The 25,431-nt window shown below is 69.4% G+C and carries 18 protein-coding genes; 5 read left to right on the top strand and 13 right to left on the bottom strand.

What is annotated here, in order from left to right:
• Positions 1-223: 223 nt before the first annotated feature.
• From BKA18_RS00390 to BKA18_RS00375, 4 genes are all read right to left on the bottom strand, one after another.
• Positions 224-1,627: a Z1 domain-containing protein gene (locus tag BKA18_RS00390; RefSeq protein WP_366043554.1), complete on the bottom strand. Its 1,404-nt coding sequence runs from the start codon at positions 1,625-1,627 to the stop codon at positions 224-226.
• A complete protein-coding gene (locus tag BKA18_RS00385; protein ID WP_366043553.1) occupies positions 1,615-3,072 on the bottom strand; it encodes a hypothetical protein in 1,458 nt (485 codons plus the stop codon). Before BKA18_RS00385 ends, BKA18_RS00390 begins: the two co-directional genes overlap by 13 nt.
• Before the next feature lie 881 nt (positions 3,073-3,953).
• Entirely contained in the window at positions 3,954-5,078 is a 1,125-nt protein-coding gene (locus BKA18_RS00380; RefSeq protein WP_366043552.1) for a hypothetical protein, read from the bottom strand.
• 234 nt (positions 5,079-5,312) lie between these two features.
• Positions 5,313-6,476, bottom strand: a complete 1,164-nt coding sequence (locus BKA18_RS00375) for a hypothetical protein (RefSeq protein ID WP_366043551.1) — start codon at positions 6,474-6,476, stop codon at positions 5,313-5,315.
• Positions 6,477-6,710: 234 nt separating this feature from the next.
• Between BKA18_RS00375 and BKA18_RS00370 the strand changes: the two genes are divergently transcribed.
• Complete coding sequence (locus BKA18_RS00370) at positions 6,711-8,180, top strand: SAVED domain-containing protein (RefSeq protein WP_366043550.1); 1,470 nt, start codon at positions 6,711-6,713, stop codon at positions 8,178-8,180.
• Between the two features lie 63 nt (positions 8,181-8,243).
• On the opposite strand, the gene BKA18_RS00365 is transcribed toward BKA18_RS00370, so the two are convergent.
• On the bottom strand, positions 8,244-9,383 hold the full coding sequence (locus BKA18_RS00365; protein WP_366043549.1) for a hypothetical protein: 1,140 nt from the start codon (positions 9,381-9,383) through the stop codon (positions 8,244-8,246).
• A gap of 336 nt (positions 9,384-9,719) precedes the next feature.
• Between BKA18_RS00365 and BKA18_RS00360 the strand changes: the two genes are divergently transcribed.
• From BKA18_RS00360 to BKA18_RS00345, 4 genes are read left to right on the top strand one after another with little or no spacing between them, the layout of a single operon-like run.
• Complete coding sequence (locus BKA18_RS00360; RefSeq protein WP_366043548.1) at positions 9,720-10,694, top strand: nucleotidyltransferase family protein; 975 nt, start codon at positions 9,720-9,722, stop codon at positions 10,692-10,694.
• On the top strand, positions 10,691-11,275 hold the full coding sequence (locus BKA18_RS00355) for a hypothetical protein (protein WP_366043547.1): 585 nt from the start codon (positions 10,691-10,693) through the stop codon (positions 11,273-11,275). Before BKA18_RS00360 ends, BKA18_RS00355 begins: the two co-directional genes overlap by 4 nt.
• Positions 11,269-12,546, top strand: coding sequence for a HesA/MoeB/ThiF family protein (locus BKA18_RS00350; RefSeq protein ID WP_366043546.1), 1,278 nt, complete (start codon positions 11,269-11,271; stop codon positions 12,544-12,546). Before BKA18_RS00355 ends, BKA18_RS00350 begins: the two co-directional genes overlap by 7 nt.
• The gene (locus BKA18_RS00345) at positions 12,543-13,046 is read left to right on the top strand and encodes a Mov34/MPN/PAD-1 family protein (protein ID WP_366043545.1); all 504 of its coding nucleotides are present in this window, start codon (positions 12,543-12,545) and stop codon (positions 13,044-13,046) included. The genes BKA18_RS00350 and BKA18_RS00345 overlap by 4 nt, the downstream gene beginning before the upstream one ends.
• Positions 13,047-13,116: 70 nt before the next feature.
• On the opposite strand, the gene BKA18_RS00340 is transcribed toward BKA18_RS00345, so the two are convergent.
• The 8 genes from BKA18_RS00340 to BKA18_RS00305 form a co-directional block, all read right to left on the bottom strand.
• A complete protein-coding gene (locus tag BKA18_RS00340; RefSeq protein ID WP_366043544.1) occupies positions 13,117-14,187 on the bottom strand; it encodes an ATP/GTP-binding protein in 1,071 nt (356 codons plus the stop codon).
• Positions 14,187-16,562 (bottom strand): integrase, encoded by a 2,376-nt coding sequence (locus BKA18_RS00335; RefSeq protein WP_366043543.1) that lies wholly within the window; start codon positions 16,560-16,562, stop codon positions 14,187-14,189. The genes BKA18_RS00340 and BKA18_RS00335 overlap by 1 nt, the downstream gene beginning before the upstream one ends.
• Positions 16,559-17,254 carry a hypothetical protein gene (locus BKA18_RS00330; RefSeq protein WP_366043542.1) on the bottom strand — a complete coding sequence of 232 codons (696 nt, stop codon included), beginning with the start codon at positions 17,252-17,254 and terminating at the stop codon, positions 16,559-16,561. The genes BKA18_RS00335 and BKA18_RS00330 overlap by 4 nt, the downstream gene beginning before the upstream one ends.
• A 169-nt stretch (positions 17,255-17,423) precedes the next feature.
• Positions 17,424-17,732: a hypothetical protein gene (locus tag BKA18_RS00325; RefSeq protein WP_366043541.1), complete on the bottom strand. Its 309-nt coding sequence runs from the start codon at positions 17,730-17,732 to the stop codon at positions 17,424-17,426.
• 4 nt (positions 17,733-17,736) lie between these two features.
• Positions 17,737-21,159: a helicase associated domain-containing protein gene (locus tag BKA18_RS00320; RefSeq protein WP_366043540.1), complete on the bottom strand. Its 3,423-nt coding sequence runs from the start codon at positions 21,157-21,159 to the stop codon at positions 17,737-17,739.
• 162 nt (positions 21,160-21,321) lie between these two features.
• The gene (locus BKA18_RS00315) at positions 21,322-22,332 is read right to left on the bottom strand and encodes a TniB family NTP-binding protein (protein ID WP_366043880.1); all 1,011 of its coding nucleotides are present in this window, start codon (positions 22,330-22,332) and stop codon (positions 21,322-21,324) included.
• Positions 22,333-22,373: 41 nt separating this feature from the next.
• Positions 22,374-24,542 carry a transposase gene (locus BKA18_RS00310; RefSeq protein ID WP_366043539.1) on the bottom strand — a complete coding sequence of 723 codons (2,169 nt, stop codon included), beginning with the start codon at positions 24,540-24,542 and terminating at the stop codon, positions 22,374-22,376.
• Entirely contained in the window at positions 24,539-25,165 is a 627-nt protein-coding gene (locus BKA18_RS00305) for a TnsA-like heteromeric transposase endonuclease subunit (protein ID WP_429638073.1), read from the bottom strand. The genes BKA18_RS00310 and BKA18_RS00305 overlap by 4 nt, the downstream gene beginning before the upstream one ends.
• Between the last annotated feature and the right edge of the window lie 266 nt (positions 25,166-25,431).

Genomic DNA, 25,431 nt, shown 5'->3' with positions numbered 1-25,431 from the left:
GGTGGTGCGGCATGGTGAGGCAGACGGCCGCGAGCCCCGATGGACGGAGCACCTGGATCCCCTCGGGCACGAACACGGTGGTAAAGACCGGATCCGGGTACCTCGGAGTCGAGCAGATTGCCGAGCTTGCCAGGCGAGCGCGGGCGCGGGGAAGCCTAGTGTTTCGCCGGCGCCGACCGACGCCCGGAGGCGGCGCACCGCCTGGCAGGCCTACCCGGCCGCATCAAGGGCCGGGAGGTGTCTGGAGGCGGAGCGTGGGGCCTTCGTCTCCTCCCCGGGTGTAGATGCCGATACCCATGACGATCTGCGACGGGTCCGCCTCGACGTCCTTGGCGGCACTGTCCTCCCCTTCGTAAATGGGGTACAGGAGCACCGCCCCCAGGAGCGACGACGCTTCCTCGGCCTGGTCCACCTCAGCGGCGACCACGGCCTCGTGTGACGGGTTAGTGATCCTGCCGAAGGGGTTCTTCTTATTACCGCGGCGCGTTCGGCAGAACAGGGGCAGCGATTCAAATCCGAGGACCGATGCCGTGGTCCCGTCACCGGCGGGCTGTGGCAAGACCAGCAGCCACTGGTCCTCCTTTCGTCCCAGCTGCTGCAGGTAGGGCAGGTGCGGGCGTAGCCGCGGACCAGTGCCCTCCAGCCCGCACAGGACCTGCATCAGGCGTCCGTGTCGGAGCAGACCGGTGCGGGCGCGCACGGCGGTGGACTGGCCGCTGAGCACGCGTGGCTCCGCCAGGATGTCCAACAGCGGTCGCCACAGCTGGACGTTGCGGGCTTTCGCTGCCGCGTCCTCGGGATGGGCGAGCGGCTCGATCCACCGGCCGGGCGAGCGGATCTCGACCAGTTCGGTGTGGAAGAGGGCGTTTCGTCGCTGCTCCGAGTCCATCGCGCCCAGGTACCCAGCCAGCAGCGGGGGCACTTGGGCAGGGGTGAGTTGCGGCCTGCCGTCGACTTCGACGGCGTAGCGCGCCAGATCCTCCTGGAACGAGAGCTGGTCGCGGAAGACTGCTGCGAAGGCGTTGAAGAGGCCCCCATCGGTGTCACCCGGGACCCGGCCGAAGTAGAGCCGCATCAGATCCCGGTAGCCCTCACGGAAGCCGGCCCAGCGTCCTATTCCTGCCAGGCCTACCACGTTGTCGGTGCGCGGACCCTGGTAAATGACGGTCAGACCCTCGACGGTGCCGAGGCGGGACAACCGTGAGCCGCAGACGAGGATCTTCCAGATGTGCCGCCGTGCGAAGTCCAGCTCGTGCTCGCCGCGTTCGCCATGTCCCGATTCATTCTCGATCACGACGGCGTGGCCGTCGGCGTCGATCCGCGACCACGCGGCAACGACGTAGGGCGCGAGCTCGTCGAAGGTGGAAGGGACGGCCAGGCCGTCGGCCCGTTCGCAGGAAACGGGCTCGACGTCCCTCTCGTACAGCTCGCGGAGCCGCCCCAGACCGTCGACCCCGTCGTACGACCCCTCATACCAAAGACGACGCAAGCGTGCTGCCTGGTCCTGCCTGCAGGTGATGCGATCCGAAGAGTGAACAATCATGGTGTGGTGGCGATAGGCGGATGGCGCGCCGCCCCCGCCCCGTGCCGCCCGGTACAGCTTTACCGCACCGGTCAGCACGAACATGTCCATCGCCTGTCGTTCGCCCTGGTCGTCCGGAGCACGAGGTTGCGAACGTGGGCCTTCTCCGAGGAGTTGGCGAAGGTCCGCTGCTCCTCCGGGATGTCCGAGTCGATGTCGTGGAAGTCCTCCACCCCCACGTACCCGGCAGGCCGCGGCAGGGACACGATGAAGTCCCTCGGGAACAGATCCTGCGAGACAGCCGGGTCCATGAGCGCGTCCACGAAGGGCGACGAGGCGTAGGTGACGTGCTGCGCCCTGGGCAGGAGGCCCAGTAGTTGGGACGTCGCGGCCTGGAGGGACGTCAGGCCCGCCTTTCCCGTGCCCGTCGCCTTCCTGCGCCCGTTCACGGTGGACGAATCCCACTCCGTGCCATCATCGATGATCAGCGTGGGGATCTCCGCCAGCGGCGACTGGATGCGCTGCAGGTCCTTGGCCAGCTTGGACAGGATGCTCCTGCTCTTCTTCACGACCATGAGCCGTACGGATGTGGCGTGCAGGTTCGCGGGGTCGTCCAGCGGCAGCTGCGGCACCTGCTTCTCGAACTCGAGCGCGCTCAGACCCTGGCGCAGGCCGGTGTAGTCGTTGTCGCGCGTCGTCAGACGGACGATGTCGAACCCGCCCTTGGCGGAGGGACGCCGGCCGTGGCGCAGGAACCCGTCGTCCTTGAACCAGTCGGGATCGTCCGCATATTCGGAGTTGTCGGGCTCGTCCGTGCCGGGCAGGATGTTCTCCCGGCCCACCAGATCGCGGTCGAGGGTCCGCTGGAGCTGATAGCGCAGCATGTTGGTCGGTGCCGTCAGCACGATGACGAAGCGATAGCCCGCGTCGACCGCCTTGGCCACGGTGCCGGTGATGTGGGTGCTTACGCCGGACCCCACGGGAGTGATCACAAGACCCCTGGACTGGTAGGCCTCCGCCGCACTCGGGTCGGCCAGCTTCTCCACTACCCGGCTTGTCGCCTCGTCCAGATCGGCCACCCTGGAAGCTGGCCAGCCGCGCCGAGCCAGCAGGTCCGCGTACGCGGGCCAGTACCACTCCCGCTCGGGCCGCACCTGCGGCTCGTACCATCGGGAGGACGGCGACTGGATCACCACGGGCCCGTGGCCCTCCCGGGATCCGGTCTCGGCGAGGAGCTTGCCGAGACGCCGCGCCATCTGATCGCGCTCCTGCTCGACCCGGGCCAGCTCCTGTTCGAGCTCGTGCAGTCGCCTGCGCAGAGAGTCCAGCTCGGCCGCGGTGCCGTCCGTGTCGACGATGGCCAGGCTGTCCTCCAGCTCGCGTACACGCGCCGCCGCTGCGCGCCAGCCGCGCTCGAGGAGTTGGATGCGGCTCGCCGGATCCATGCGGCTCTCTTCGTCCTTGCGAAACAGTGCCCACACCCGGGCCGTCTCCTGTCCGGGCAGCGGCTGCCGAGGGGGCTCGCCCGCGTCGTGCAGGAGGTTCTTCACGAAATCTTCCTGCGCTGGCCGCTCGCCACTGAGCATGCGGCTTACGGAGCTGGCAGCACGCATTTCCTTGGCCGCGTACGCTCGCAAAGGCATCTTTAGCCTGGAGAACAACTCGCGTAGCGCAAGGGCGAGTTCGCGGCGCTCCGGGCCTGCATCTGGATGAAGGGGCTCGAGGGCGCTGGCCCCGCTGCGGCGTCTACTGGTCGTCACCGGCCCAGTGTCGGTCAGTAAGCGAGCCCGCCGGATTGTTGCGCGCGAATTGGCAACGCGTTGCGGGCCATTGGCAACTGTTGCGCACTGCGCATCACCTGGCGCGCACTCCAAGCTCGCCACATGGATCAGACGCCTTTCGAAGCTTCCCGGCGCAAGACCTCCCGCCTCCGTCGCGCCTCCGCGGTCGTGACCCTCGGCTTCCTCGGTGGAATCGCGACAGGCCTGGGTCGTACCGCTGGAGCGGAGCTCTTGGGCTGGCTTCAGTCGCTGCTCTGAGGCAGCGACGAGGTGACGGCCGGCTCCGCGGCCGCAGTCATGGGCATCGTCATGCCGACCCGCCCGCCCTGGCCGTCAGGGCGAAGCGGTGCACGAACACCGTCACCGCAACGGTCACTGGCAAAAGTGTGGCTCGGCAGCGGCGAGGCCGAGGACGATGCCGATCGAGAAGAACGACAGCGGCGGCAGCGGGACTTTGCCAACTCCCACGGCGGGAAGCCGAAGATGACCGTCTTCCTCAGTGCGGCAAGCAACGTCGTTGTGGCGGTCGACAACGGCTCAACTGCTGCGGAGGGCTCGCCGAAGCGCGCCGCGGGCATAGAGGAGCAGTGCACGACTCGGCACCCCCGACCTTCCCGAAGTTCGGCCACTCTCGTCGGGCTCACTGGCCGTCAGAGGGCAAGTGAGCATTCGTGAGTGGGCGCAGATGCGGTCGGGCAGGCAGCCGATCGGTCAGAGCCTGTTTGCGAGGTGATCTGGAAGTCTTGAGCGCCGTGGGCATGACCGACTTCAGTTTCAACGACCTCTTGCCGGAGGGGCCAGCTCGGCGGCCGCAGCGGTTTCCCTCTGAGGGCCGTGGTGCGGTCGGCCGATGCTGCTGCTCTTTGATTACATGACGTCGAAGTCGGGTTCCCAGTCGGGATCCGGATCCGGTTCCTCGGCCAGTGACTGGGCTTTAGTGACTGGGCTTTAATGCTGGCGAGGTCCAGTTCCTGCCCGGTCAGTGTCAGTTGGCACACCCGGCATCCGAAGTCACGCGGGAAGAACCAGGTGTCGCCGTAGTCGCCGCTCTTGTCCCGACCGCCGACGAAGGCCGGGCTCCCGCAGGCCGGACACGGGGTGGGGAGGACGATGCCCCACACACCGGGTGGCGCCACTGCCGACAGGCTGGCGATCACGGTCGCCTTCTCGGTGTCGGACAGGCGCTTCGTGGTGTGCGCGAAGTTCGCTCGCGCCCGCCGGATCTTTGCTTCGTAGCGAAGCTTCAGCTCTGAAGTGGCCTGCGCTACAAGGCTTTTGGATGCTTCAGACCGGTCGCCCCAGAACCAGTCCGATTCCTTGGACAGTTCGGGCAGCAGGGACTCGACGTACGTCACGCCGGCAGCCAGCAGCTCTCTGCATTTACTGGTTGCAGGACCCCACCCCATATGAGTGACCCCGTTGCGGGCCTCCCGCAGCTCATCGAGGGCTGTCGGTGTTTTTCCCCTGTTCAGGAGATCCTTGACTCGCTTCACGGCTACCTCGCCGCTAATCGTCTTGAGGCCGGAACGCCCCTTCTCCGCTCTGTCTTCCTGGCCGCCGAGCACCAGAAGGTCGTTCACGGAAGGGCTAGAGCCGCTCAGCAAGGTAAGCGTGATGGAGGCGAGATACGCCTTGGCTATGTGTTCGACAGCGACAGCCATGTGGTGCACCGCGAAGTCTTGATCGACGGGTTCCTCAAGGTAGGCATCAACAGACGTCTGTGCCCACCGTTGAGCAGAAGTCACTAGCTCATCACGGATTTCATCCTGATTCATCAAGTAACCGTAATGCGACGGCACAGCCATGACGACAGTGCACCGCCCAGCAAATGGAAACTGGGATCGAGGCTTTGCTTGGTGCGCCCCCGCGCACCACCGTCACGGCAGCGGGGATGATGCGCTCTTGATGCAGGCTGCGCCTCTTGACCTGCGATGCTTCAAATGGAACTGGACAGTCTGCGGTAACCGGTGAAGTCCGAAACGAGGACTGTCGCTGCAAGCGAACGCCGGTCAGAGAAGGCGCCCAGTCTCCTGGCTGAGGCTGGAACCCCCGGGCGGCCCAGGGCAGTCGGTCATGGCGGAGTTGACCGCTGCGTCGAAGTCCTCGCGGAGTTCGGGCAACGACCGATCGCGTAGGGCGACGGTTTCGGTCCAGCCGCCCTGCGGCATGTCGAGGCGGGAGACGCCCTGGGGGAGGTCGAGCGCGAGCCAGCGCTTCAAGACGTGTTGTTCCGCCTGGACAGCTTGGTAGCCGGACAGCGGTGTAACGAGCACCTGACTCCACCCGTTGTGCTCGTGGACTCGGATCCGTCCGCTGCCGTCGTTGCAGATGCCGATCTTTGCAGCCCCCAAATCGGTGTGCACCAGCAGATACAGAGAGGAGGGCAGGGCCTGCTTGAAGCCGCGCCGAACGCAGTGAATACAGGAAGCCCTGCGACGCTGGATGACTTTGTCGAGCACAGCCTTTACCTGCTTGCCGCAGTCGACGTGCTCCGCCCTCCAGACGGCTTTGACACTCCCAGGGAAGGCAGTCAGCGGTCTCAGCCCTGCCTCCTTCATGATCTCAACGGCGACATCGGGATGCGTGGCGCGCTGGGCGCAGAAGCGACAGGAGAACTTCGTCTTGCGGGCGTTGCACAAAGTCGGGTCGACGATCTTCTTGCATGTAGTGCAGCGGCTGCGCCACTTCTCGTTCGAGCCCGGATAGGGGATGAGGGCCTCGAGGCCGAGGGCGAGGAGTTCACCGCGCGCGTCGGCGTCCGGGATCTGCGCGGATCCTGAGCAGTAGTCGCAGGCTCCGTTGCCGGCGTAGACGACGCTGGAGTACCACACGTCGATCTCGCGTAAGCAGGTAAGACACAGACAGCGCCAAGTCCCTTGCGTGCCGGGGAACGTCTCCAGCGGCTTGACGTTCGCCTCGCGGATCTTGGTCTCCGCAACTTCGGCCGGCACAGCCCGCTTGCGGGCCGCTGCGGCGGAGCTCTTGCGCTGCCCGCAGGTGAAGCAGGGGCCCTGTCCTTTGGTGATGACGCTGGTGTAGCTGGATCTGGTGGGCTGCCGGCACGCCTTGCAGATGGCTGGCCAGGGCTTGTCCGCGCCAGGGTAGGGGCCTTTGAGGATCAGCCCGCGCGCAGACATCGCCGCCGCGCGTGCGATGGGGTCGATCTTTGCCATGTTTCCTCCCTTGAGTCGAACGAAACGACGTCCCACACCGGGTGGGCAGGAGGGCAGCGTAGAGAGCCCCACTGACACCGATGGCGCTGCTCCCGGCGGAGCCGAGACTTCCGTTCCCGTGATGAAGACAGCCGATTGACCTTGTCCACGTCTCTGCGACGCTGCCGGGGAGTGGTCTACTGAGGGAATCGTGGTCCGCTGCGCGGTGGCCGATCCCGAAGGAGACCAAGTCCGGTGCCTGACCTGCCTGCTCCTAGCTCGACGGGTGTCCGTATCGCGGGTGACCGTTACCAGTGGTTGATCGCCTGGCAGGGCTGCGTCACAGCGGTATGGGACGCGGCCCTTCACGTGGCGAATCCGGTCGAGGCGGTCGGCGTCGAGGTGGACGGCGTGGGCAACGTCGACGACGTCGTCTTGTACCGCAAGCAGCCTCCGCACACCTACACGCAGGTCAAGTACGCGGCGGACAGCAGCACGCCGGTCAACGAGGACTATCTACTCAAGCCCAGTGACCAGGGCGGGCCGTCGATCCTGCGGAAACTGGCGTGGTCGTGGGAGCAGTTGGCCCAGGATGGGATCCCGGTCGATCTCGCGCTGCTCAGCAACCGGTCTCCGGACGCGGGAGACCCCTTGGTCTCTCTCCGGGATTCCCGCACCCAGCTTCTCCTGCCGAAGGCTGCCCGGCAGGGCCCGCGCTCGAAGACGGGCCAGGCGCGGGCCCGTTGGGCCGAGGGATCCGGCCTGAGCCAGGAGCGGCTGCTGGAGCTGCTGAAGGTGCTGCGCTTCGACCTGGCGCGGGACGTGCGACACCTGCACGAACACCTGCAGATGATGATGTTCGCCGCGGGGCTGCGGTTCGACGAGGAGTCCATGCACGCGGGAGCGGACTGGGTCGCCCGGCAGGTCGCCAACGGCCGGCGCCGGTTGTCCCTGGCGGACATCCGTGAGGCGATCGGGGCGATGCGGCTCGCTATGGGCTCGTCACGGGCGGTGCTGTCCGTGGCCACCTTGAAGCCCGACCCGATGGCGCAGGACGCCGATTACGCGGTGGACTGGGTGGACCGCTTCGAGAGCGCCTCGGAGTACACCAAGCGGCGCCCGCACGCCCCGGCGACCTGGAAGCAGCTGCAGGCGGACCTGGAAGCGGCACCGTCCCGGATGGGACCGGTCTCTACCGCCGTGGCCCTCACCGGCAGTCTCCGCCTGGCCCCCACATTCCTGGTCGGCACCGCCTTCCGGATGGTGACAGGCGCCGATATCGCTGTGGCCCAGGGTCCCCAGCTGTGGTCGTCCGGTGAGGAGTACGACGGCCCGCTGGAGCCGGCCGTCGACGAGCACCGCCTCGATCTCGGCCCCGACCTCGCGGTGGCCGTCGCGGTCGCCACCGACCCGACACGGGACGTGCTGGAATTCCTGCGCGCGCAGCAACTGCCCGTCTCCCGGCTGCTGGTGCTGCGTCCGCCCGGCGGTCCGAAGGACAATGCGATCCCGGACGCGGCAGCGGCCAACGCGCTGGCCGTCGGCATCAGGGACTGCGTCCGCCGCGCCTGCCGCACGCACCCCGAGATTCATCTGTTCCAGGCCGGCCCCAAGGGGCTGGCCCTGCTGCTGGGCCACCGGTGGAACCGGCTGCGCCCCACCACCGTGTACGAGGACGTCAACGCGGAGCAGGTGTACGAGAAGGCCTTCGTCGTCCACGCGTGAGCAGGATCGGAAGCCGCCGTGGGGCACGGCGGAGCGGCTGGCCCGGCTTTTCCCAGGACGTCGTCAGGGACCTGCCGTTGCAGGGGGCGGCGCGCCCTGGGGCAGACGCAGGTCATGGTGGACCAGCGTGAGGCGGTCGCGGGCCGCCAGCCAGCCCAGCGCGAGGGCGACCGGCAGCGGGCCGTGGAAGACCAGCAGTCCCTCCACCCCGGTCGCGCCGTCCAGATGCTGCGCCCACTGCCGCCGTGCGGCCTGCCAGCGCTCCCAGATGTAGGTGGTCACCGCGGCGTTGAGGCCCGGGTCGTCGGGCAGGTAGGCGCTGCTGGTGTCGATGACGAGGTAGGCGCCGCACGGGCTTTGCCCGCCGGAGGGGCCGGCATCGGGCAGACGGTAGCCGGTGTGGTGTCCCGCCCTGTAGGAGACCTGTCCGGTCGCGGCCACGTGGCGGGCGTCGTCGACCATGGAGGCGGCCGATGCCAGCCGCACGATCACCGCGATCCGGTGACGCTGCTGCCCGGGCGTCTCTGGGATTGCCACGAGCGCGGGTTCCTCCGCGCGGTCGACCGGCAGCAACTGGCAGACCCGGGCGCGCTGCTGCGCGCCGAGCGGGGCGCGCAGCGCGCTGCCGAGCACAACCCCGGGAACCACCGACCGCCCGGCCTGCTGCGACAGATGCATCACGACCAGCGATGTCTGGACGTCGTCGGCCAGGCGCCGCCCGAGAAGAAAGGCGTCCTGCAGGGGTGCGAGGACGTAGAGCGCGACCTCCGGCTCCGCGGCCCCGGCCGCCCGCAGTTCCTCGATCTGCGCGTCGACGAGCCCGGCGATGAAGTCGGCGGTCTCCGGGCGGCCCTGCACCGAGATCTCCCCGGGCCACAGGAGCGCGCGGTCGACGACCAGCGTCGCGCCGTGCGTCCGGCGCGAGGCGTTCTTCAGCGCCAGGACGCGGGACGCCTGCGTCCGGTCCGCCGGATACAGGCTGACCACCACGCCGAGCCCGCGCGGACGCTGCAGCACCCACCCCGTCAGGACCAGAAGCAGGGCCGCAGCGAAGACCCCGGCGAATACCCACGGCCGATGCGTCCACTGCTCCAGCATGTTCGGCACCACTCCGAGCGCGACGGCCGTACAGGCCGCCATCAGCAGCGTGCCGCCGCCCTCCCGCGAGAACACCAGCCGTCTCAACTGCCTCAACCACCGCATGCGCCCCACCCCTTCGCCCCGGCCCCCCGATCGCGACGATCCTGCGCCAGGGACCGGCGGTACGCCACTCCCGACACCGCTGCAGGCCGCGCGCCGGCGCCCCGGCCTGCGTCCGCCATGCCGAACCGGTGCGTCACCTGCATGTACGTGCTGCTCTGCCGCCCGCGGACCGCGTCGAGATGATCAACTGCCCTGGTAGGGAGGGGAATTGTCAGTGGTGCGTCCTACCGTTGTGGTTGAGCAGCCAGAGATGCCGCCAGCCGCCCCTTCTCCTCCAGGGGCCCAAGGCGCAGCGTGCACCCAGGGCTGAACGGCAAGCCCCAGGAGGCACACCGCATGGGCATCGATGATGCATTCGACGACTACCAGAAGACCGTCAACGAGTACCCCGACAAAACCAAGCTGGCCCGCGAGCGCCGTGACCTGTTCAAGGCCGCGCTGCTGAGCGAACCCGACGTGCTGGAGACCTTCGGCTCCGGCTCCCTCAGCCGCAGCACCCAGCTCCGGCCCATCCACGACGTCGACATCGTGATGGTCTACGACGGTGACGCCCACCCCGGGTGGGGCGTGAGCGGCCCGAGCGCCGAAGAGGCGCTCGAACACATCCGCACCCAGGTCAACCGGCTCCTGAGCCAGTCCAACGGCACCCGCGACAACGTGGTGCGGCACACCCTGCTGCGCAACCACGCCGTCAAGTGCTTCCTCGACGACCCCGACGACCCGCAGGCCTTCACCGTCGACGTCATGGCCGCGCTGCGTCAGGCGGACGGCACGCTGCTCATCCCGGAACAGCTCAACACCCGCTGGGTGCCGGCCAACCCCGAGTACCTCATCGCCCAGGTGGCCGAACGCCAGCGCGACTGGCCGCACTTCCGGCCGCTGGTCAGGGTCCTCAAGCAGTGGCGGAACACGGTGCGCATTGAGGGCCGCATCAAGTCCCTCGTCATGGAGGTCCTCGCCGTGCACTGCATGCCGGACTCCGGCAACCGCGCCACGGCTCTGAAGACGTTCTTCACCGCCGCTGCGGACCGGGTCCACGAAGGTGTCTGGGACCCGGCCGGCCTGTGTGGTGAGATCCAGCCGGACCTGGACCGCGAAGCGCTGGCCGCAGCCTTCACCGAGGCCGCCGACCTCGCTGACCAGGCCTGCGCGGCGGCGGCCGCAGGCGACACCGGTGGCGCCCTGCGCCTGTGGCAGAAGATCTTCGGCGACGACTTCCCCGCGCCCGCCGCACCGGGCAAGACCGCCGGGGCGATCACCGCACCGGCGCTCATCACCCCGCGCCCCATCAAGGACGCTCCGCAGGGATGACCACCGACCGCCAGCGCAGCGCCCGCACTCCCATCGCTTGGTGGGAGTGCGAGCCACGTCGACTGCACCGAGACCAAGAAGAGATCACCGCCCGCTTCCCCGGCTTGGCCTGGCAGCAGGACGGGGCCGGCACCTGGGAAGGCCGACTGCCCCGCTGGCCCTTCGCACGGCCCGAACCCACGCACCTGGCGGACTGGACCGGCCACGAGGGGCTCCTGCTGCGCATGGAGTATCAGCAGGCCTATCCCATGGTGGCGCCCCGCATCATCCCGCTGGACCCTCTGCCCGAGCCGCTGGAGTGGACCCAGCACCGCTGGCACGTCAGCGGCGACGCCAGCCTGTGCCTGCTGCGCGAGGACGCGGCCTGGACGGGCCGGGAGTCCGCCGTCGGTCTGCTCCTCAAGGCGGCTGGCTGGCGGATCGAATACGCGCTGATGAAGCACCACGCGATCGACGGGATGACCGCCAATGGCATCGTCAGCGACGACTGCCTCGACCACTTCCTGGCCCGGCCCCCGTCACCTGACGAGGACCAGCACCACACTGCGCGGCCCACCGAGCCGGGGGAGCCCGCATGCTGATTCTCATTCCGCACCGCGCCGCGGAAACCCTCCGCGGCGCGGGCCCCTGGGGCCGGCTGACCCTGCGCATCGACCGCCCCGAAGGCCGGGCCGTCGTGGCCGGCATCTCCCACCGAGAGAACAGCATCATCCCGGTGGACCCGGATCTGCGCTCCCGGCTGCTGGGCAGTTACGACTCCACGCCCACCGGCTACTGGTACCGGGCCTCCGCCGAACTGCACGCGATATGGATTGAACTGCGCAAGCGCCGCAACGCTGCAACAGCGCTCGACATCTTCAAGACCGCAGTGGCCGGCGGCTTCAGGACACCCGGGCCAGGGGGCTACCTGGCCCTCACCCACGCCCCCGGCATGCAGTACGCCTTCCCCGAACACCACCTGCCCGACCTCCTGGCCTGGCACATCACGCCCGCGCAGGCCGCCCCGCTTGCCGTGTCCGTCGAGCCCGTCACCACTGGCATCCACCAGCTCGACGGTCACTGGCCCACCCAACACCTGCAGCAGACACGAGTCATGCTGATCGGCACCGGCAGCATCGGCTCCGCCACCGCGCACGCACTCGCTGGCTACGGCATCGGGCACCTCACCCTCGTCGACCCCGACCGCCTCGACTGGCACAACCTCGTCCGCCACACCAGCGCCCGCCAACACATCGGCCGCTTCAAGGTCGACGCCCTGGCCGAGGAACTCGCCGCGCTGCGCCCCGACACCGCCACCACACCGCTGGCGCTGAACGTCATCACCGACGCCGACCGCGTCCGAGCGCACCTGACCGACGCTGATCTCGCCGTGTGCACGGCCGACGGCGTCGCCGCCCGCCGCGTCACCGGCCACCTGGCCCGCCGCGCGGGCCTGACCGCCGTGCTCGCCTGCGTCCTCAACGACGGGGCACTCGGCGAGATCATGCGACTGCGCCCCCGGCCCGGCCACGGCTGCCTCACCTGCCGCCGCCAGCACCTCATCGAAGCCGGCGGCATCGATCCCGAACCCGCGCTGGACGCCGGCTACGGCACCGGAACCACGCACCGCCCGATGACCGCCGTCGGCCCAGACCTCCACCTGGTCGCCCACCTGGCGGCCAAGACCGCCGTGGCGAGCATCCTCGAACGCGCCGGGCACCCCGACCAGCGCCTGCCCGGCGAGCACGCCCTCATCGCCCTGCGCCGCCAACCCGACTGGGCCCCGCCCTTCGACCTCGCCCGCACCACCGAACTGCGCTGGCTGCCAGCCGATCCGCCCCGAAACGGCTGCCCCACCTGCGAAACACCATGAACCCACAACCCGTCACCACCGTCCGCCTCACCCCAGCGGCCGCTCGCACCGTCGCCACCGAACTGCGCACGGCCGATCACGCCACCGAGACCGGAGGCATTCTGCTCGGGCACCACAGCGCGGATGTCGTCACCATCCACCACGCCGGCACCCCCGGCCCCGCAGCAGTGCGCACTCCGACCTACTTCCTGCGCGACCGGGCACACGCCCAGATGCTCGCCGACCAGGCCTTCGCTGCCGACGGCAGCGTCTGGATCGGCGAATGGCACACGCACCCCACCGGTCGTCCGATCCCGAGCGCCCGGGACACCGCCACCTACCAGCAGCTCCTCGGCGACCCCGAGCTGGGATTCACCAGCGTCGTCGCACTGATCCTCGCCCCGCGCGACGGGCAGTGGACCGGCACCGCCTGGGTAGCCCACGACCGCGGCGTTGCTACCGCAGCACTGGAGCTCCTCAAGCCCCACCCGCGCAATGAGGCAACCGGCCGCCTCCACTGAAGCGCTACGCCGGCGCGCGGGCCTCCGTGAACCTGCCGCCTGCCAGCGCGGCACCGGCAGGCCGTCGGCGCTACGCCCAGTCGTCGTCGCTGTCCTGGCGGCCCACGACCATGTCGTTGAGGCCTTCCTCGGTGATGGCCTCGGTGCCGTCCTCGATGGACTGCTGCGCCGTCTGGCAGAGCAGCTGGTCGAGGGTGTCCATGTAGCCGCCGGTGCGTTCATGGAGCAACCGCTCGAAGGCCAGCAGGGCATCGGGTTCGTGGTTGTACAGCACGAGGTTGCTGTCGTAGGCCTTGAGCACGCTGCGCCAGCCGTCTTCTGCTCCTTCCCGGAAGGGGATCGGTTTGATCTCCATGACGGGCAGGCTGCTGCGGAACTGCTGCGAGGTGCGCTGGTGTTCGCCGCGACGCCGGTTGTGCAGGCCCTCGCGGACGATGCCGGTGGCGCCGCGCCCGCAGTAGATGATCGACAGGCGCAGCCGGGCCTGGAGGGAGTCGAAGTAGTCAAATGCGGTGCCCAGTTCGCTGTCGTGGATGCGGTCGACACCGTCGATCAGGATGAGCGAGGTCCGGCTTTCCTTCATGTGGTGCACGACGGGTTCGGTCATGTCGGTGCTGCGGTAGTTCCGCTTCTCGATGTTGAGGGTGTGGTCCATGCCGAAGTAGTCCGCGAACGGCAGGGACCAGTCCGTGTTGCTCTCGCAGCGGGGCGGGACGTTGATGTGGACGACCGGGGTCCACACGCTGTCCGGGCGCCGCTCGTTCTCCAGGAGTCCCTGATAAGCGCGGCCGATCTGCAGAAGCAGGGTGGTCTTTCCGGCGCATCCGTCGATGATCATGCTCATCCGCTTGCCGGTGGGCCGGAACCGGTTGGTCCGCAGCGTGCGCCGTGCGTCCTTGATCCCTTGCGCCACGTCGGGAGTCATCACGGGGATCATCTCCCCGTGGTAGATCATGCGGGGATCGGTGTCGGTGACCTCTGTGCCCAGCGGAGCGCAGTCCGCCAGCTTCAACGGTCTGCGCTCGCGGCGCACGAAGGCATTGAATCCCGCCCGTTCGGTGAGGAGTTCCGGCTCATAACGCAGGAACTGGCGGGTGGAGTCCGCGGCGGGCGTCCGATGCGCGGTGTCTGGCTGGTCCATCACGTCTCCTGTCGGTCGCGCTGTGGCGGCACGTCGCCGCCCTCACAGGGCCCGGACGGCTGCCGGGCCGTCCCGGCCGGCGTGCCGCGGAAGATGTCGCCGGCCGTCCCGGCCAGGCCGTTGGGCCGCTCGGCGGGGGAGCGGCGCCTGCGGCCCGGTGATGAGGCGGGCTCCTGTCGCGGGCCCGCCTCATCGGCCGTGCAGTCCTCGGCGGTCAGGGGTGCACGCTGGCCGGGAAAGAGGTCCTTGGCCGCGACGTTGAGCAGCGGCGCGGGCGTCACGCTGCCCGGGACAGCGGGTGTGATCCCGGCGTAGGGGTTGACGGCCGCCTCGGTGATCTCCAGCGTCTGTGGGACGAAGGCGGCTGCCGGAGCGGGGGCGGGGGAGGAGTCGGATCCGGAGCCACGGCGCGCGCGGTCCAGCATTTTGTCCACCGCGCGGGCGATGGCCTCCTCGGTGCCCTCCCGGCCGTCCTGCTCGCTGACGAGGAGCGCGGCTTGCTCCCACAGGTATTGGGTCCAGGCGTCGTGGATCAGGTGCTGGTACTTGAAGTCGAACGGCACCCAGGGGTCACGTGCAGGATGCCCTTCCACGGTGTGGTCGTAGAGCCACACCCGTTGCGGGACATAGGGGTTGTAGTAGATCGGCCACCGCTGCCCCTGTCCCTTGATGCCGGTGTGGCGGTGCCTGAAGTCCCTGATGCGGGAGCTGACATAGGTCCGGTTGTCGATCTTGATGCCGTCGCGGGTGACGATCCGCTGCGTGCGTAGCAGCAGTTTGCGGTTCTCCTTGGGTGAGGCCGGCCGGGGCACTCCCTCGGTCGCCACGGCCGCCGCGTACATCTGATTCGGCGTCACCACCATGGCTGGGTAGATGGGGGACCGCAGCCCCTCGTGCGGCGTGGTCTGCCATTTGGTGACGACCCACTCGTGCCACAGATCCTGCAACTTGTTCAAGGACAGCAGGGGTTCGTGCTCGACGTTCTTGCCGCGTCGGTCCAGCCGGTTGCCGGTGTAACCGGCGACGAACTGGGAGAAGCCGCTCTTGATCGAGGCGTTGGTCCGCTCGATGATTTGCTTGTCGACGGCGGTGCGTTCCCGGGCCGGTTCCACCTCGATGCCCAGCGTCTCGCAGGCGTCCTTGAACTGCCCGGCCTTGAAGATCTTGGCGTTGTCGACGACCACGGTCTTCGGGCGGATCACCGGCCGGGCCGCAGCACCGGCCATCCGCGGGTCCTGCGCGAGCATCTCGGTGAAGGGCAGGTCGGAGTTCTCCGCCAGCGCCAGCGGAGCCCAGCCGGGACGTGCCGGCAACGGCGCCATCATCTGGGCCAGCAGCAAGGAGGCGTCCAGCGACTTGGTCCCGCGCCCGCCCCGGCGCCGGCTCCTCGGCCCCTTCTTGCGCCCCGAATGTTTCGGCACGATCATCCCGGCGGGCAGGCAGCGGGTGAGGTTGTCGACTCCGTAGGTCAACTCCACCTGCACCGGCCGTCCGTCGTCGCCGCGGGCGATCACGTCCAGCCCGGTGGAGTCGATCTGCACGCGCTCGCCCAGCAGCGACACCACGGGCGGGTGGAAGGGCCCGTCGGCAGGCTCCTCGTCCGGCCCGTCCCGCCGGGCTGCCCTCTCTTCCGACGCCACGGAGATCCCCAGCCGCTGCAGCAGCTCGTAGAAGGTCGACCGGGCCGGCCACAGCTCGTCGAACTCGTCCGGGTGGGCGCGGCGCAGGGCGATCCGCACGCGCCTGCGCAGCCGGGAGAGCGTTCCCGCCGACTCGCCATCCGGTGTCCGCTCCTGCAAAACCAGCTTCACGAGCCGCTCATCGCAGCGACCGTGGGGCGAGCTGGTGCGCAGCCAGCGTTGGTCGACCAGGCCGAGGATGCCCTCCTTCTCGTAGGCCAGGCACTTGCGCTGCACGGTGGCGACCGAGCCCGTCAGCCCGGCCGCCGCCAGCTCGCTGGCCTTGAGCGCGTAGCGGGCGCTGCGGGTGGTCGTCGCCGGGTCGTAGCCGGGCCGCGGGGTGAACCGGCCGTCCCGCACGCGCAGGGGGCGTCCGGTCAGCACCTCCAGAACGTGCCTCTGCCAGTGCCGAACCGTCTCCCGCTGGGGCTCGTCCAGACGGTCCAGCACCGACAGGTCCGGCAGCGTCTCCGGCTCCCTGGGGATTCCGTCCGCATCCAGCACGGCGAAGTCGCCTGCGGCGACCAGTACCCGCGCGTCCAGGCCGTGCTCGTCCAGGGCCACCAGGTGCACCGTGGAGCCCTGCACGGCGCCGATCAGATAGCGCCCGGCCTCCCACCGCACCGTCATCCCCGGCCGCAGCACGTCTGCCGGCCCGTCCGGTTCCTCCGCGTCCGACGCCGTCGGGGCACTCATGTGCTCTCCCGGGCCGCCCACACAAGGCTGGTGGGGATCAAAGGAAGGTCCCAGTTGGTGGCCAACTCGCCCGTCCACAGCAGATACCAGCACAGGGACCGGGGGAGTGCGAGACAGTCGGCACCCTCGCACAGGGGGCGCGGCCGGGCGAAGGCCTGCAGCAGCAAGGCCCTGGCCTCCTCGTCCGCATTCTCGTCGTGGCGGAAGTGCGAGACCAGATACAGGTTGCGGCGCAGCTGCCCGTCCGGAACCCGGGCCGTTCGGACCTGCCAGCCGGCCTCCTGCCCCGCTGCTCGCGCCACGGCCGCCTCCTGCTCATTGGGCTCCCGCCCGCCCCAGGCATACAGGTACAGGCGCCGTTGCCCGCCCACGGTGCGGGCCATAAAGGCCGGATCCACCACCCCGGTGTGTTCCCCGTCGCTCCACTCCAACTGCAGTGACGACGCGGACAGATAAGCGATGTCGGGATCCCGGTCGAGGACCAGGGCCGCGTCCCGGTGCTCCAGCGACCGGCACACAAAGCTCTTCTTCGTGGTCGACGACCAGTACTGCCGCACCTTCGACCTGCGCCCCTTGTACGGGCGCTGCTCGTGCAGCACCGGCCACTCCTCGACCGACGCCCCGTGCAGGGCACGCGGCGACACCAAGCGCTCCCGCCCCAGATCGTCGCGGTGACGGACCTGAACCTCCATCACATGCCTCCCGGTGCCCCGGAACGCGGCGGGCCCGCGGCCGTTTCAGCGTCACGGCAGCGGCGCCGCCGCGGAGCAGCACCACCGCCGTTCACCCGAAAGGGTGCAGCGGGCCTTGCGCCGGATACGACAAGCGCCTCGCCGCGCCGGACGGCCCGCCGCGCGGTCGCTACAGAAACAGCCGGTCCATCTCGTTCGGCATCCGCACCCACGGCAGGCAAGTGAGGTCCTGCAGCGAGGCCAGAGCGGCAGCCCCCTGCCCGCCGACTTCCGTCACCCTCGGGCCCCCTGTGCCGGAGCCCCCGGCCTGCCGGGCGTGCCGGAGTGGACGATGGCCGCTGATCCAGTGCTTCAGCGGCTCGCGGAACGCGAAGCCGCGCTGGCGCACCACACGTCGCAGCCAGTCCCGGCTGTCCGCCGCGCTGAGCCTGCCTGCGCGGCGGCGCTCTTCGCGCCAGGCTGTCGTGGCTCGTTCCATCTGATCAGTGTTCGGGGTGTTGAGCTGGGATGATCAGTTGGCTGGTTGGGGCTGGCGGTGTGGTCTGTGGTGGCGAGGGGCTTGACGTTGCTTGCGGGCTGGGGGTGGGCGGGGTCTGTGAGCTGTGGGTTTCCTGCTTCGGGGTGGCCGTAGGTCCGTTGGTCAGTTCTATTGGTTGGCCGGTCAGTTTCGTTGGGCGGCTGTTGTAGCTGATCAGGGGTGTGGATTCGTGGATGCCGAGGGTGCTCAGGAGGTGTTGTTGGTGGGGGTGGAGCTGGTTCCAGGCGCGCTGCTGGGTGCGGATCCATTTAGTGGTCGTGCCGGGGAAGGCGTGGTCGGCGGTGTGGTGGGCGTGGGCTTGGTGATAGCTGTGGTTCCAGGAGACCCGCCAGGGTGGGTTCCACCACGGGTCGAGTGCGGTGAGCTGTGTGTCGTGGGGCCAGGGCAGGCCGGTGCGGCGCAGGTGGGCGACGGCGCGTTTGCGCTGCTCGTACAGCCACCAGCCCAGGGGGAATCCGTCGTGTTCGGTGGTGTAGTGGGCGGTGCCGAGTCCGCCGTGAGTGTGTGCGTAGGAGCGGGCGTAGGGCAGGCCGCCGTCGATGGATGACGAGACGGTTGTGGGGCGCGACCGGCTGGCGCCGGTTCTGCGGCGCGTGCGTGTTTCCTGCTGGGGGCGGGCGGCGTGTGCGTCCTGGGGTGTTATGCCAAGGCCGGTCAGGAGTCCCTGTTGGCCCGGATAGAGGTCGTCATAGTTGATGCACTGGGTGAGCAGCCATCTGGTGGCGGCTGGAGGAAGTCTGGGGAAACCTGCGGCCGCGTTCAGAGCGTGGCCGTGGATCTCGTTTCTGACGGCATGGTAGGTGAATTGCCATGGTAGGCCCCAGGATGGGTTCCACCATGAGTCAAGGACGTCGAGGGCCTCGGCGCGACGGTGGGGGAGTCGGCCGTTGGCGGCCCGTTTGCGTTGGTGGGCGAGCCATGTCCCCAGCCGGTAGCCGTGGTGGTTCGCGCTTCTGGGCACGGCGAGGTGTCCGTGTCGGGCAGCGTAGGAGCGGGCGTGGCCCAGGCCGGTGTCGAATGAGGATTGCTGGGTGACGCGACGGGGCCGTGCGGTGGGGGCATTGGTGGCGGTGATGCCGAGTTGCGTGAGCCTGTGTTGCTGCCCCGGGTGGAGGTTCTGATAGGCGACGCACTGGGTGTACAGCCACTGCCCAGTCCAGTCGGGGGTGCCGGGGAATCCTTGGTCGGGGAGGAGCCTGAGACCGTCTTCGACGAGTTTGCGGGCGGCGCGGTGGTTGATCTGCCAGTCCCCGTTCCACGGGGGGTTCCACCACGGGTCGACGGCTGCCAAGAGCGAGTCGGCTGGGTAGGGCGCGGCGAACTTGCCGGTGTAGAGGTTGGCTTGGTGCCGCTGGCGGGCCAGCCAGCCTCCGACGGGGAAGCCCTCGTGCCGGTCGGAGGGTGATGCGTTGAGGTCGCCGTGCAGTGCCGCGTAGGAGCGGGCGTAGTGGAGCCCGGTCTCCAGGGACGGCCTGTGGGTGGCGGGGTTGGGGCGGGCGGTTGCGGCAGTCTGCTCAGTCAGTCCGACGGCCGCGAGCTGTCGGCGCTGTTCCACTGCCAAGCCGGGGTAGGACACACATTGGGTGTATAGCCATTGACCGAGCTCGTCATCGAAGGCTGCAAAGGCGCTTCCGGGGTCGAGGGGGTGGCCGGAGCGGACAAGATTGCGCACCGTGTAGCAGGCTCGCTGCCAGTCGGAGGGCCAGGGTGGCGCCCACCACGGATCCATTGTGTCCAACTGCTGCGTGAGGGCGGGATCGAGAATGCCGCGTCGGGCGCGTACGCGGTGGTTGGTCAGCCATTGGCCGATGGGGAAGTCGGCGTACGTATCAGTAGCGCTCGCACAAAGGTGCCCGTGCTGCTTCCAGTAGGCGCGTGCGTTGGTCAGGCCCCGGTCGCGGGCCTCGGCGAGGTTGCGACGCCGCGGCAGTGCGTGGCGGGCGGCCTCGGCACTGATGCCGATCTGTGCCAGTAGTCTGCGCTGCTGGGGGTGGAGGCTGCTGTAGACCTGGCACTGCCGGTACAGCCAGGTGCCGAGATTCTCGCTGGTGCCCGGGAAGCCCTGCTCGGGTCTGATGTCGGTGCCTGAGTCCAGCAGCCGTCGTGCGCGCAGATAGATGCGCTGCCACAGTGTGCTCCACGCAGGATTCCACCACGGGTCAAGAGCGGCCAAGGCCTGGCTGCGCTCGGGGGAGAGCTGGGGGCCTGCTGCGCGCTGGTTGGACAGCCACAGGCCGAGTTGGAACCCGTCCTTTTCGTACCGGTAAGGAATGCAGAGGTGGCCGTGTTCGGTGGCGTAGGCACGGGCGTGGCGCAGGCCGCGCGCGAACCCCTTGGCGGTCTCAGCCACGTCTGGGGCTGGCGCCCCCGCCGACTCCGTTTTTCCGGGCGCTTCGTCGACGGGCCGGGTTTCGGCCAGGAGCCGGGTGATCGGTGCGGGCCGGTGGGGCGGGGAGACGTGCCACATGCTGCGTGTCTTCGGCTTGTGCCCGGCTCTGGTGCGTACGCAGGCGCGTACCCAGGCGTTCAGCGGGCCTGTCGTGAGGGCGCTGAGGCGACCGGCGATCCATGGCCGCTCAAGACGCCGAGCCAGTTCGTCCACGAGGCCGGGGACATCGGCGAGCGCGTGCGGCTGATGCCGCCCCGCGTCATCGAGTAGCCGCTGCTGCAGGCTCGGGTCGGCGAGGGCCGCGGCCAGCGTGACGGCTTCGGGATAGGTCACCGCATCCCGCGCTGCGGCACGCCAAGCGAGGTCGTTGCCGGGTGCCATCAGCCGCAGCCGATCGGGCCAGAGGATCTCTTCCGGCCAGGGCTCGTCCCACCACGAAGCCATGATTGCCTGCGCCACGGTGAACGCTTCGCCAGCGTGCGCAGAGCGCCGCAGCAGCCGTACATGACGGCGCTGGGCCGCCCTGATCTGCGGCACATACCGCAGGTCCAGCTGCCCGGGGACGGCCGCTGCCCCGTCGACGACGGGTGCTTCCAGCATCCAGCACTGGTGCTTGACGCATACCCGGCCGTGCGGCAGCAGGTAGCGGCGTGCTTCTTCCTGGCCTCGTGTGGCGGTCGCGGTGCAGGCCCGGCATCCGGGGCCGGTCGGCGGGAAAGTGGCTGCGGTGCGGACCCATGCGGCCGGCCCGCTGCCGAGCCTGCTCGAAGGAACGTCCCTGCCCCAGGCCGGCAGGGCACGGTGCAGGTGTTCTTCGGGCATGCGGCAGAAAGCGGCGACCACCGCCCGGGCCTCGGCGTTGAAGACCACTTCTCCGTCGGGCCGCACCGTGAACAGATTGGGCCGCCGTCCCACGTCCACGAGCGCGCCGATGAGCTCTTTGGCCGTGAGCCTGTACCGGGAGGCGACTCTGCTCATGAACGACAGCGTCGTCTCGCCGTTCAGCGGAGCGACACGCACCGCGCCCAAAGGCGGTCTGTGCAGGGGTAGTTCGTTCTGCTCGCGCTGTGGTGGCTGCGAATGATCCCTGACGACAGGTTCCATCAAAGGGCTGGTGGTCTTCACCGCTGGTCCGCCTCGTCAGGATCCAGTGCCGTTGTTGCGGGGGCGCGGGAGGCGTTTTCGGGGCGGGCGGGCTTGCTGCTCCGCGCGGATGTCGAGCTGGATGCCGGCCAGGAGCCGTTTGGTGATCTTTTCGCTGCCGTCGAGGAGGGCGGTGAGGGCGGCTTCACGGATGAGGTGGGAGAGGCTTCCCATGACTCCGCCGGTGCGCTGGTGGAGGTAGTCGGCGTGCCGGGCCAGAGTGCCTTGGGTGTGGTGGCGCAGGTGCAGGGCGTTCTCCATGTCGGTGACCAGGTCCAGCCAGGTCGCGCGCTGTTCGGCGCTGCCGCAGGACAGCGCGGTGTTGCGGACCAGGGTGAAGCGGCCTGCCAACTGTGCGCCGCGCGGCCCGTTCAGCAGGGGGGATGCCTCGACGTCGACGCCTGCGTAGACGAACGTCGCCGGGATCCTCTCGCCGAGGTGCTTCATCTGGTCGGAGGTCTCCGCGCCGGCCCGGGTGCGGGTGTCGAGCAGGTGGACGTCGTCGACGAGGACCAGTGCGGTGCCCAGCTGGCACAGCAGGTGGCAGACGGCGTCGGTGATCTGCGCCTGGTTCATCCGGGCCGCGATGGGGATGCCGAGGAACCGGGCGAACTCCGATACCAGCATCTTGGGAGTGGAGGCGGGCGGCACCGCCAGGAACACCACGGGCAGGCGGTCGGTGCGGCCGGGGTGGCGGCGCTGCTCGGCGAGTTCGAAGGTACGGCCCATTTCGAGCAGGGTGGTGGTCTTGCCGGTGGTGGGCGGCCCGGACACGATCAGCCCGCGGCGCGCGGTGCCCTGTTGGCGGCGGTTAAGGAGCATAAGCCGCCGCACCGACAGCGAGATGCGCTCCATCGCCGGGGTGGTCAGGACGACGAACCGGGAGTGGTAGTCCAGGCGTTCCTCAAGCGACCAGTCCTCGTCCCCGGTGGGCGGGGGCTTCAGCGGGGGAGTGCCGACGAACTGCTGCCAGCCCTCCCGCGTGGTCGGCGGTGCATAGGCCGCCATCTGCTGCTCCTCGTCCGGGACGGGACCGGCTTCGGGGACTGCTACCACTGGGTTGCCTCCTGGCGGGCATCGTAGATCCGCGACGGGCGGGGGACTGCGGCCCGCCCGGATGGCTGTCCGTCCCCGTCGGGGCCGTCGCCGGCATCGTCTGATGTGCCGAGCGGGTCTTCGTTCTCGTCCCAGCCGTCCTCGAACTCTTCGTCGTCGGGCTCATCCAGGCTTGCTGGGGTGAAGGCGCCGACCAGGCCGTAGGAGAGGGTCGGGGCGGTGAGGGGGTCGGGCGGCTCCTGCTGGTTTGGGGCGGGCCCGGCGAGGGAGGCTGCGGTGCTGGCGCGTGCCGCGACGGTCCGCTCGCGGCGGGTGCCTTCCCCGTTGCCGGCCCGCCGCAGGAGGCGGTCCAGGGCCTGGGCGAGCTGTTGCTCGTGCTCGTCGCGGTCGCCGCGGCGCTCGACGGTCGCGCGGATGTGCCGCCAGGTGAAGTCGGTGAAGGGCAGGCTTACCCGCTCCTTGTGGATCCAGGGCACCTCTTCCCAGCCGGCAGGCAGCCGCACCCAGATCTGCTGGGGGTCATAAGGGTTGTGGTGCACCTCCCACATCCCGTGCGGGGCCGTCGACCTGCGCCCGCGGTGCGGGTTGAGGACCTCGTGGTCGTAGGTGCGGTAGTCGAAGCGGATGCCGTAGTCGTTGATGCCCAGCCGCTTGACCGGCATGAGCTCGACGTAGTCTTCTTCGCTGAGCAGCACCGGGACATAGCCGGTCACGCCGACCAGCGCGGCCCACATCTCGTTCGGCGACACCGCGAGCTTGGGGGCCAGCGGATGGCGCAGGGATGCGTGCGGGCGGTGCTGCCAGTCCGCGATCAGCCACTCGTCCAGCAGGTCCTGGATCTGGGGAAGCGTCCAGCACGCCTCGTCCTCGACGTGAGAGCCGCGCTGAGTGACGTCGGATCCGGTGTAGCCGGCCACGTACTGGGAGAACCGGTCGCCGATGGTGAGGAACATCCTCTCGACATGTCCCTTGGCCGGGCCGTTGGCCGGCGGCGCCGGCTGCACCGACACGCCCAGGCTGTCGCACGCCGCGACGAACGAGGCGGAGACGAACACCCGGCCCTGGTCGACGACCACCGTCTCTGGGCTGATTACTGGACGGGCTGCCGCCCCCTCCAGCCGCGCGTCCAGGGACAGCAGCCGCTCGTAGGGGATGATTGACCGGGACATCGCCAGCGCCTCTTCCCATCCCGGGCGCATCCGCATGGGCGTCACCATCTGCGCCAGCAGAATCGCCGCGTCCACCGACCCTGTGCCCATCGGCCGCAGAACGGTCGCGCAGATACTGCGCGTCGCCACGTCCAGCGCGATCGTCAGCTCGGCCTTACCCACCACCCCGTCGGCCAGGACCACCATCACGTCCAAAGGGGTGCTGTCCAGCATCACCAGCTCACCGGGCCGCAATGCCACCGTCGGGGTGAACGGCGGAGCCGGCCGTGAGGAATGACGGCGCCGCTGCGCCGCGGTTCCCAGCAGCCCCTGACGGTCTGCGAGGGCGTGCACCAGCCGGTTGAACGTCGAGGCAGGCGGCACCTTCACCGCCCCCGCGCCATGCGTATCCTCCAGAATCCAGCCGACCGCACGCCGCAGCCGGCTCAGCGTCCCGGTCGACCGCTCCCGCTGCGCATCAAGTGCCTGCTCGATCGCGGCGACCACTCGCTCGTCCGCGCGCCCCACCGGCGAGCGCCGCCGGGCGGCCCGGCCGTCCACCAGCCCCCACAGGCCCTGCTCCCGGTAGCGGGCCCGCATCCGCCGCACCGTCACCGCACTGGCCGGCTGCCCGGCCGCCGTCAGCTCGGCGGCCTTGGCCTCCTCCCGCTCCGCCATGGTGCGCCGGGCCGGATCGAACTCGGCCCTCGGCACCCGGTCCTGACCCGGAACGGGGCACCCGGTCTCCACCTCACGCACATGCCGCTCCCAGGCATACGCCCGCATCCGCACCTGCTCCGGCAGTTCCTCCAGGAGCCCGAACGGCGGTACTTGGCGCTGCGGGGCGTCCACCACTTCGAAGTCGGGGTCGGCGAACAGGAAGTTCGCTAGGACCGTGGCCACGGAGTTCTCCGTGTCGATCAGCTTTGCGCACGGCCCTTCCAGCATGACGACCGTCCAGGTCCGCTTCGCGAAGCGGACCTGCGTTCCGGGCTCCAGCACAGTGCCGCTCACACCTGCCCCCGCCGCTGGGCAACCGCCGTCACGGTCACCCGCTCGTGCAGGGGCACGTCGAGCGGAGCCGACAACTTGCCGTGCCACAGCGCGTGGAAGACCACCGGGAAGACCTGAACCGGGTCGCCGAGTTCACGTACCCCCTCGATCAGCGGGCGCGGCCGCCGGAAGACCTCGGCTGCGCCTACGGCAAGTTCGCCGTTCCTGTAGCGGGGGTGCCGGTACCCGGCCAGCCAGCGCAGATTGGCTGCCAGAACCGGATCCGGGGGCCGCAGGACCTGGTAGTGCCATCCGACCGCCGCGGCCGCGGCCTCCATCACCGCCGCCCGACAGGCCAGGCGCGGCGAGATGTTGCCGTGCCCGGCGCAGTCCGCCAGCAGACCCCTGCCGTCCGCGAGCCGAGCCATCAGGTGCGGTGCATGCCGCACCCAGGTTCGGTCACGCTCACGCCAGGTGAGTTCCACCGGGCGGCACGCAATGGCCACGACCGAAGGATCCCAGTCCAGCAGCATCACCTGGGTCCGCATGACACCGGACGCGTAGTGCACCAGCCGGCCATTGGCCGCCGACCACCACCACCCCGGCGCCATCCGCTTGCCGTGCCGCACCGGGAACCGTCGCACCGGACCGCACTCCTCCAAGCAGACACCACGTGCGGCGTCCGGCCACAACGTCCGCTGCTCGTCTCCTGCGTGGTCGACGAATCGAGCCTCCAGCCCGTCACCGATCCCGACCGGCAACTCCCTGTTCGTCTCTGCATCTTCCGGCATCTCTTCAGACAGCCCGGCGGGGCGAACGGAAGTGCGAACCGACTCGCGGACCGCCGCGAGCGGCGGCTGGTCGCATTCTCCGCTTGCCGGACCAGATGCCCGGGGACTGGCCTTCACCG

It is taken from the genome of Streptomyces auratus (genome assembly GCF_050433025.1).
GTDB classification, from domain to species: domain Bacteria; phylum Actinomycetota; class Actinomycetes; order Streptomycetales; family Streptomycetaceae; genus Streptomyces; species Streptomyces sioyaensis.
This window is presented reverse-complemented; position numbering and strand designations above follow the sequence as displayed.

Coding starts and splice junctions, on each gene's coding strand:
- BKA18_RS00355 (WP_366043547.1), top strand. CDS start 10,691: ATGACCACCGACCGCCAGCGCAGCGCCCGCACTCCCATCGCTTGGTGG.
- BKA18_RS00375 (WP_366043551.1), bottom strand. CDS start 6,476: ATGGCAAAGATCGACCCCATCGCACGCGCGGCGGCGATGTCTGCGCGC.
- BKA18_RS00360 (WP_366043548.1), top strand. CDS start 9,720: ATGGGCATCGATGATGCATTCGACGACTACCAGAAGACCGTCAACGAG.
- BKA18_RS00390 (WP_366043554.1), bottom strand. CDS start 1,627: ATGTTCGTGCTGACCGGTGCGGTAAAGCTGTACCGGGCGGCACGGGGC.
- BKA18_RS00335 (WP_366043543.1), bottom strand. CDS start 16,562: ATGAGTGCCCCGACGGCGTCGGACGCGGAGGAACCGGACGGGCCGGCA.
- BKA18_RS00365 (WP_366043549.1), bottom strand. CDS start 9,383: ATGCGGTGGTTGAGGCAGTTGAGACGGCTGGTGTTCTCGCGGGAGGGC.
- BKA18_RS00350 (WP_366043546.1), top strand. CDS start 11,269: ATGCTGATTCTCATTCCGCACCGCGCCGCGGAAACCCTCCGCGGCGCG.
- BKA18_RS00320 (WP_366043540.1), bottom strand. CDS start 21,159: ATGAGCAGAGTCGCCTCCCGGTACAGGCTCACGGCCAAAGAGCTCATC.
- BKA18_RS00330 (WP_366043542.1), bottom strand. CDS start 17,254: ATGGAGGTTCAGGTCCGTCACCGCGACGATCTGGGGCGGGAGCGCTTG.
- BKA18_RS00340 (WP_366043544.1), bottom strand. CDS start 14,187: ATGGACCAGCCAGACACCGCGCATCGGACGCCCGCCGCGGACTCCACC.
- BKA18_RS00315 (WP_366043880.1), bottom strand. CDS start 22,332: ATGGCGGCCTATGCACCGCCGACCACGCGGGAGGGCTGGCAGCAGTTC.
- BKA18_RS00325 (WP_366043541.1), bottom strand. CDS start 17,732: ATGGAACGAGCCACGACAGCCTGGCGCGAAGAGCGCCGCCGCGCAGGC.
- BKA18_RS00345 (WP_366043545.1), top strand. CDS start 12,543: ATGAACCCACAACCCGTCACCACCGTCCGCCTCACCCCAGCGGCCGCT.
- BKA18_RS00380 (WP_366043552.1), bottom strand. CDS start 5,078: ATGAATCAGGATGAAATCCGTGATGAGCTAGTGACTTCTGCTCAACGG.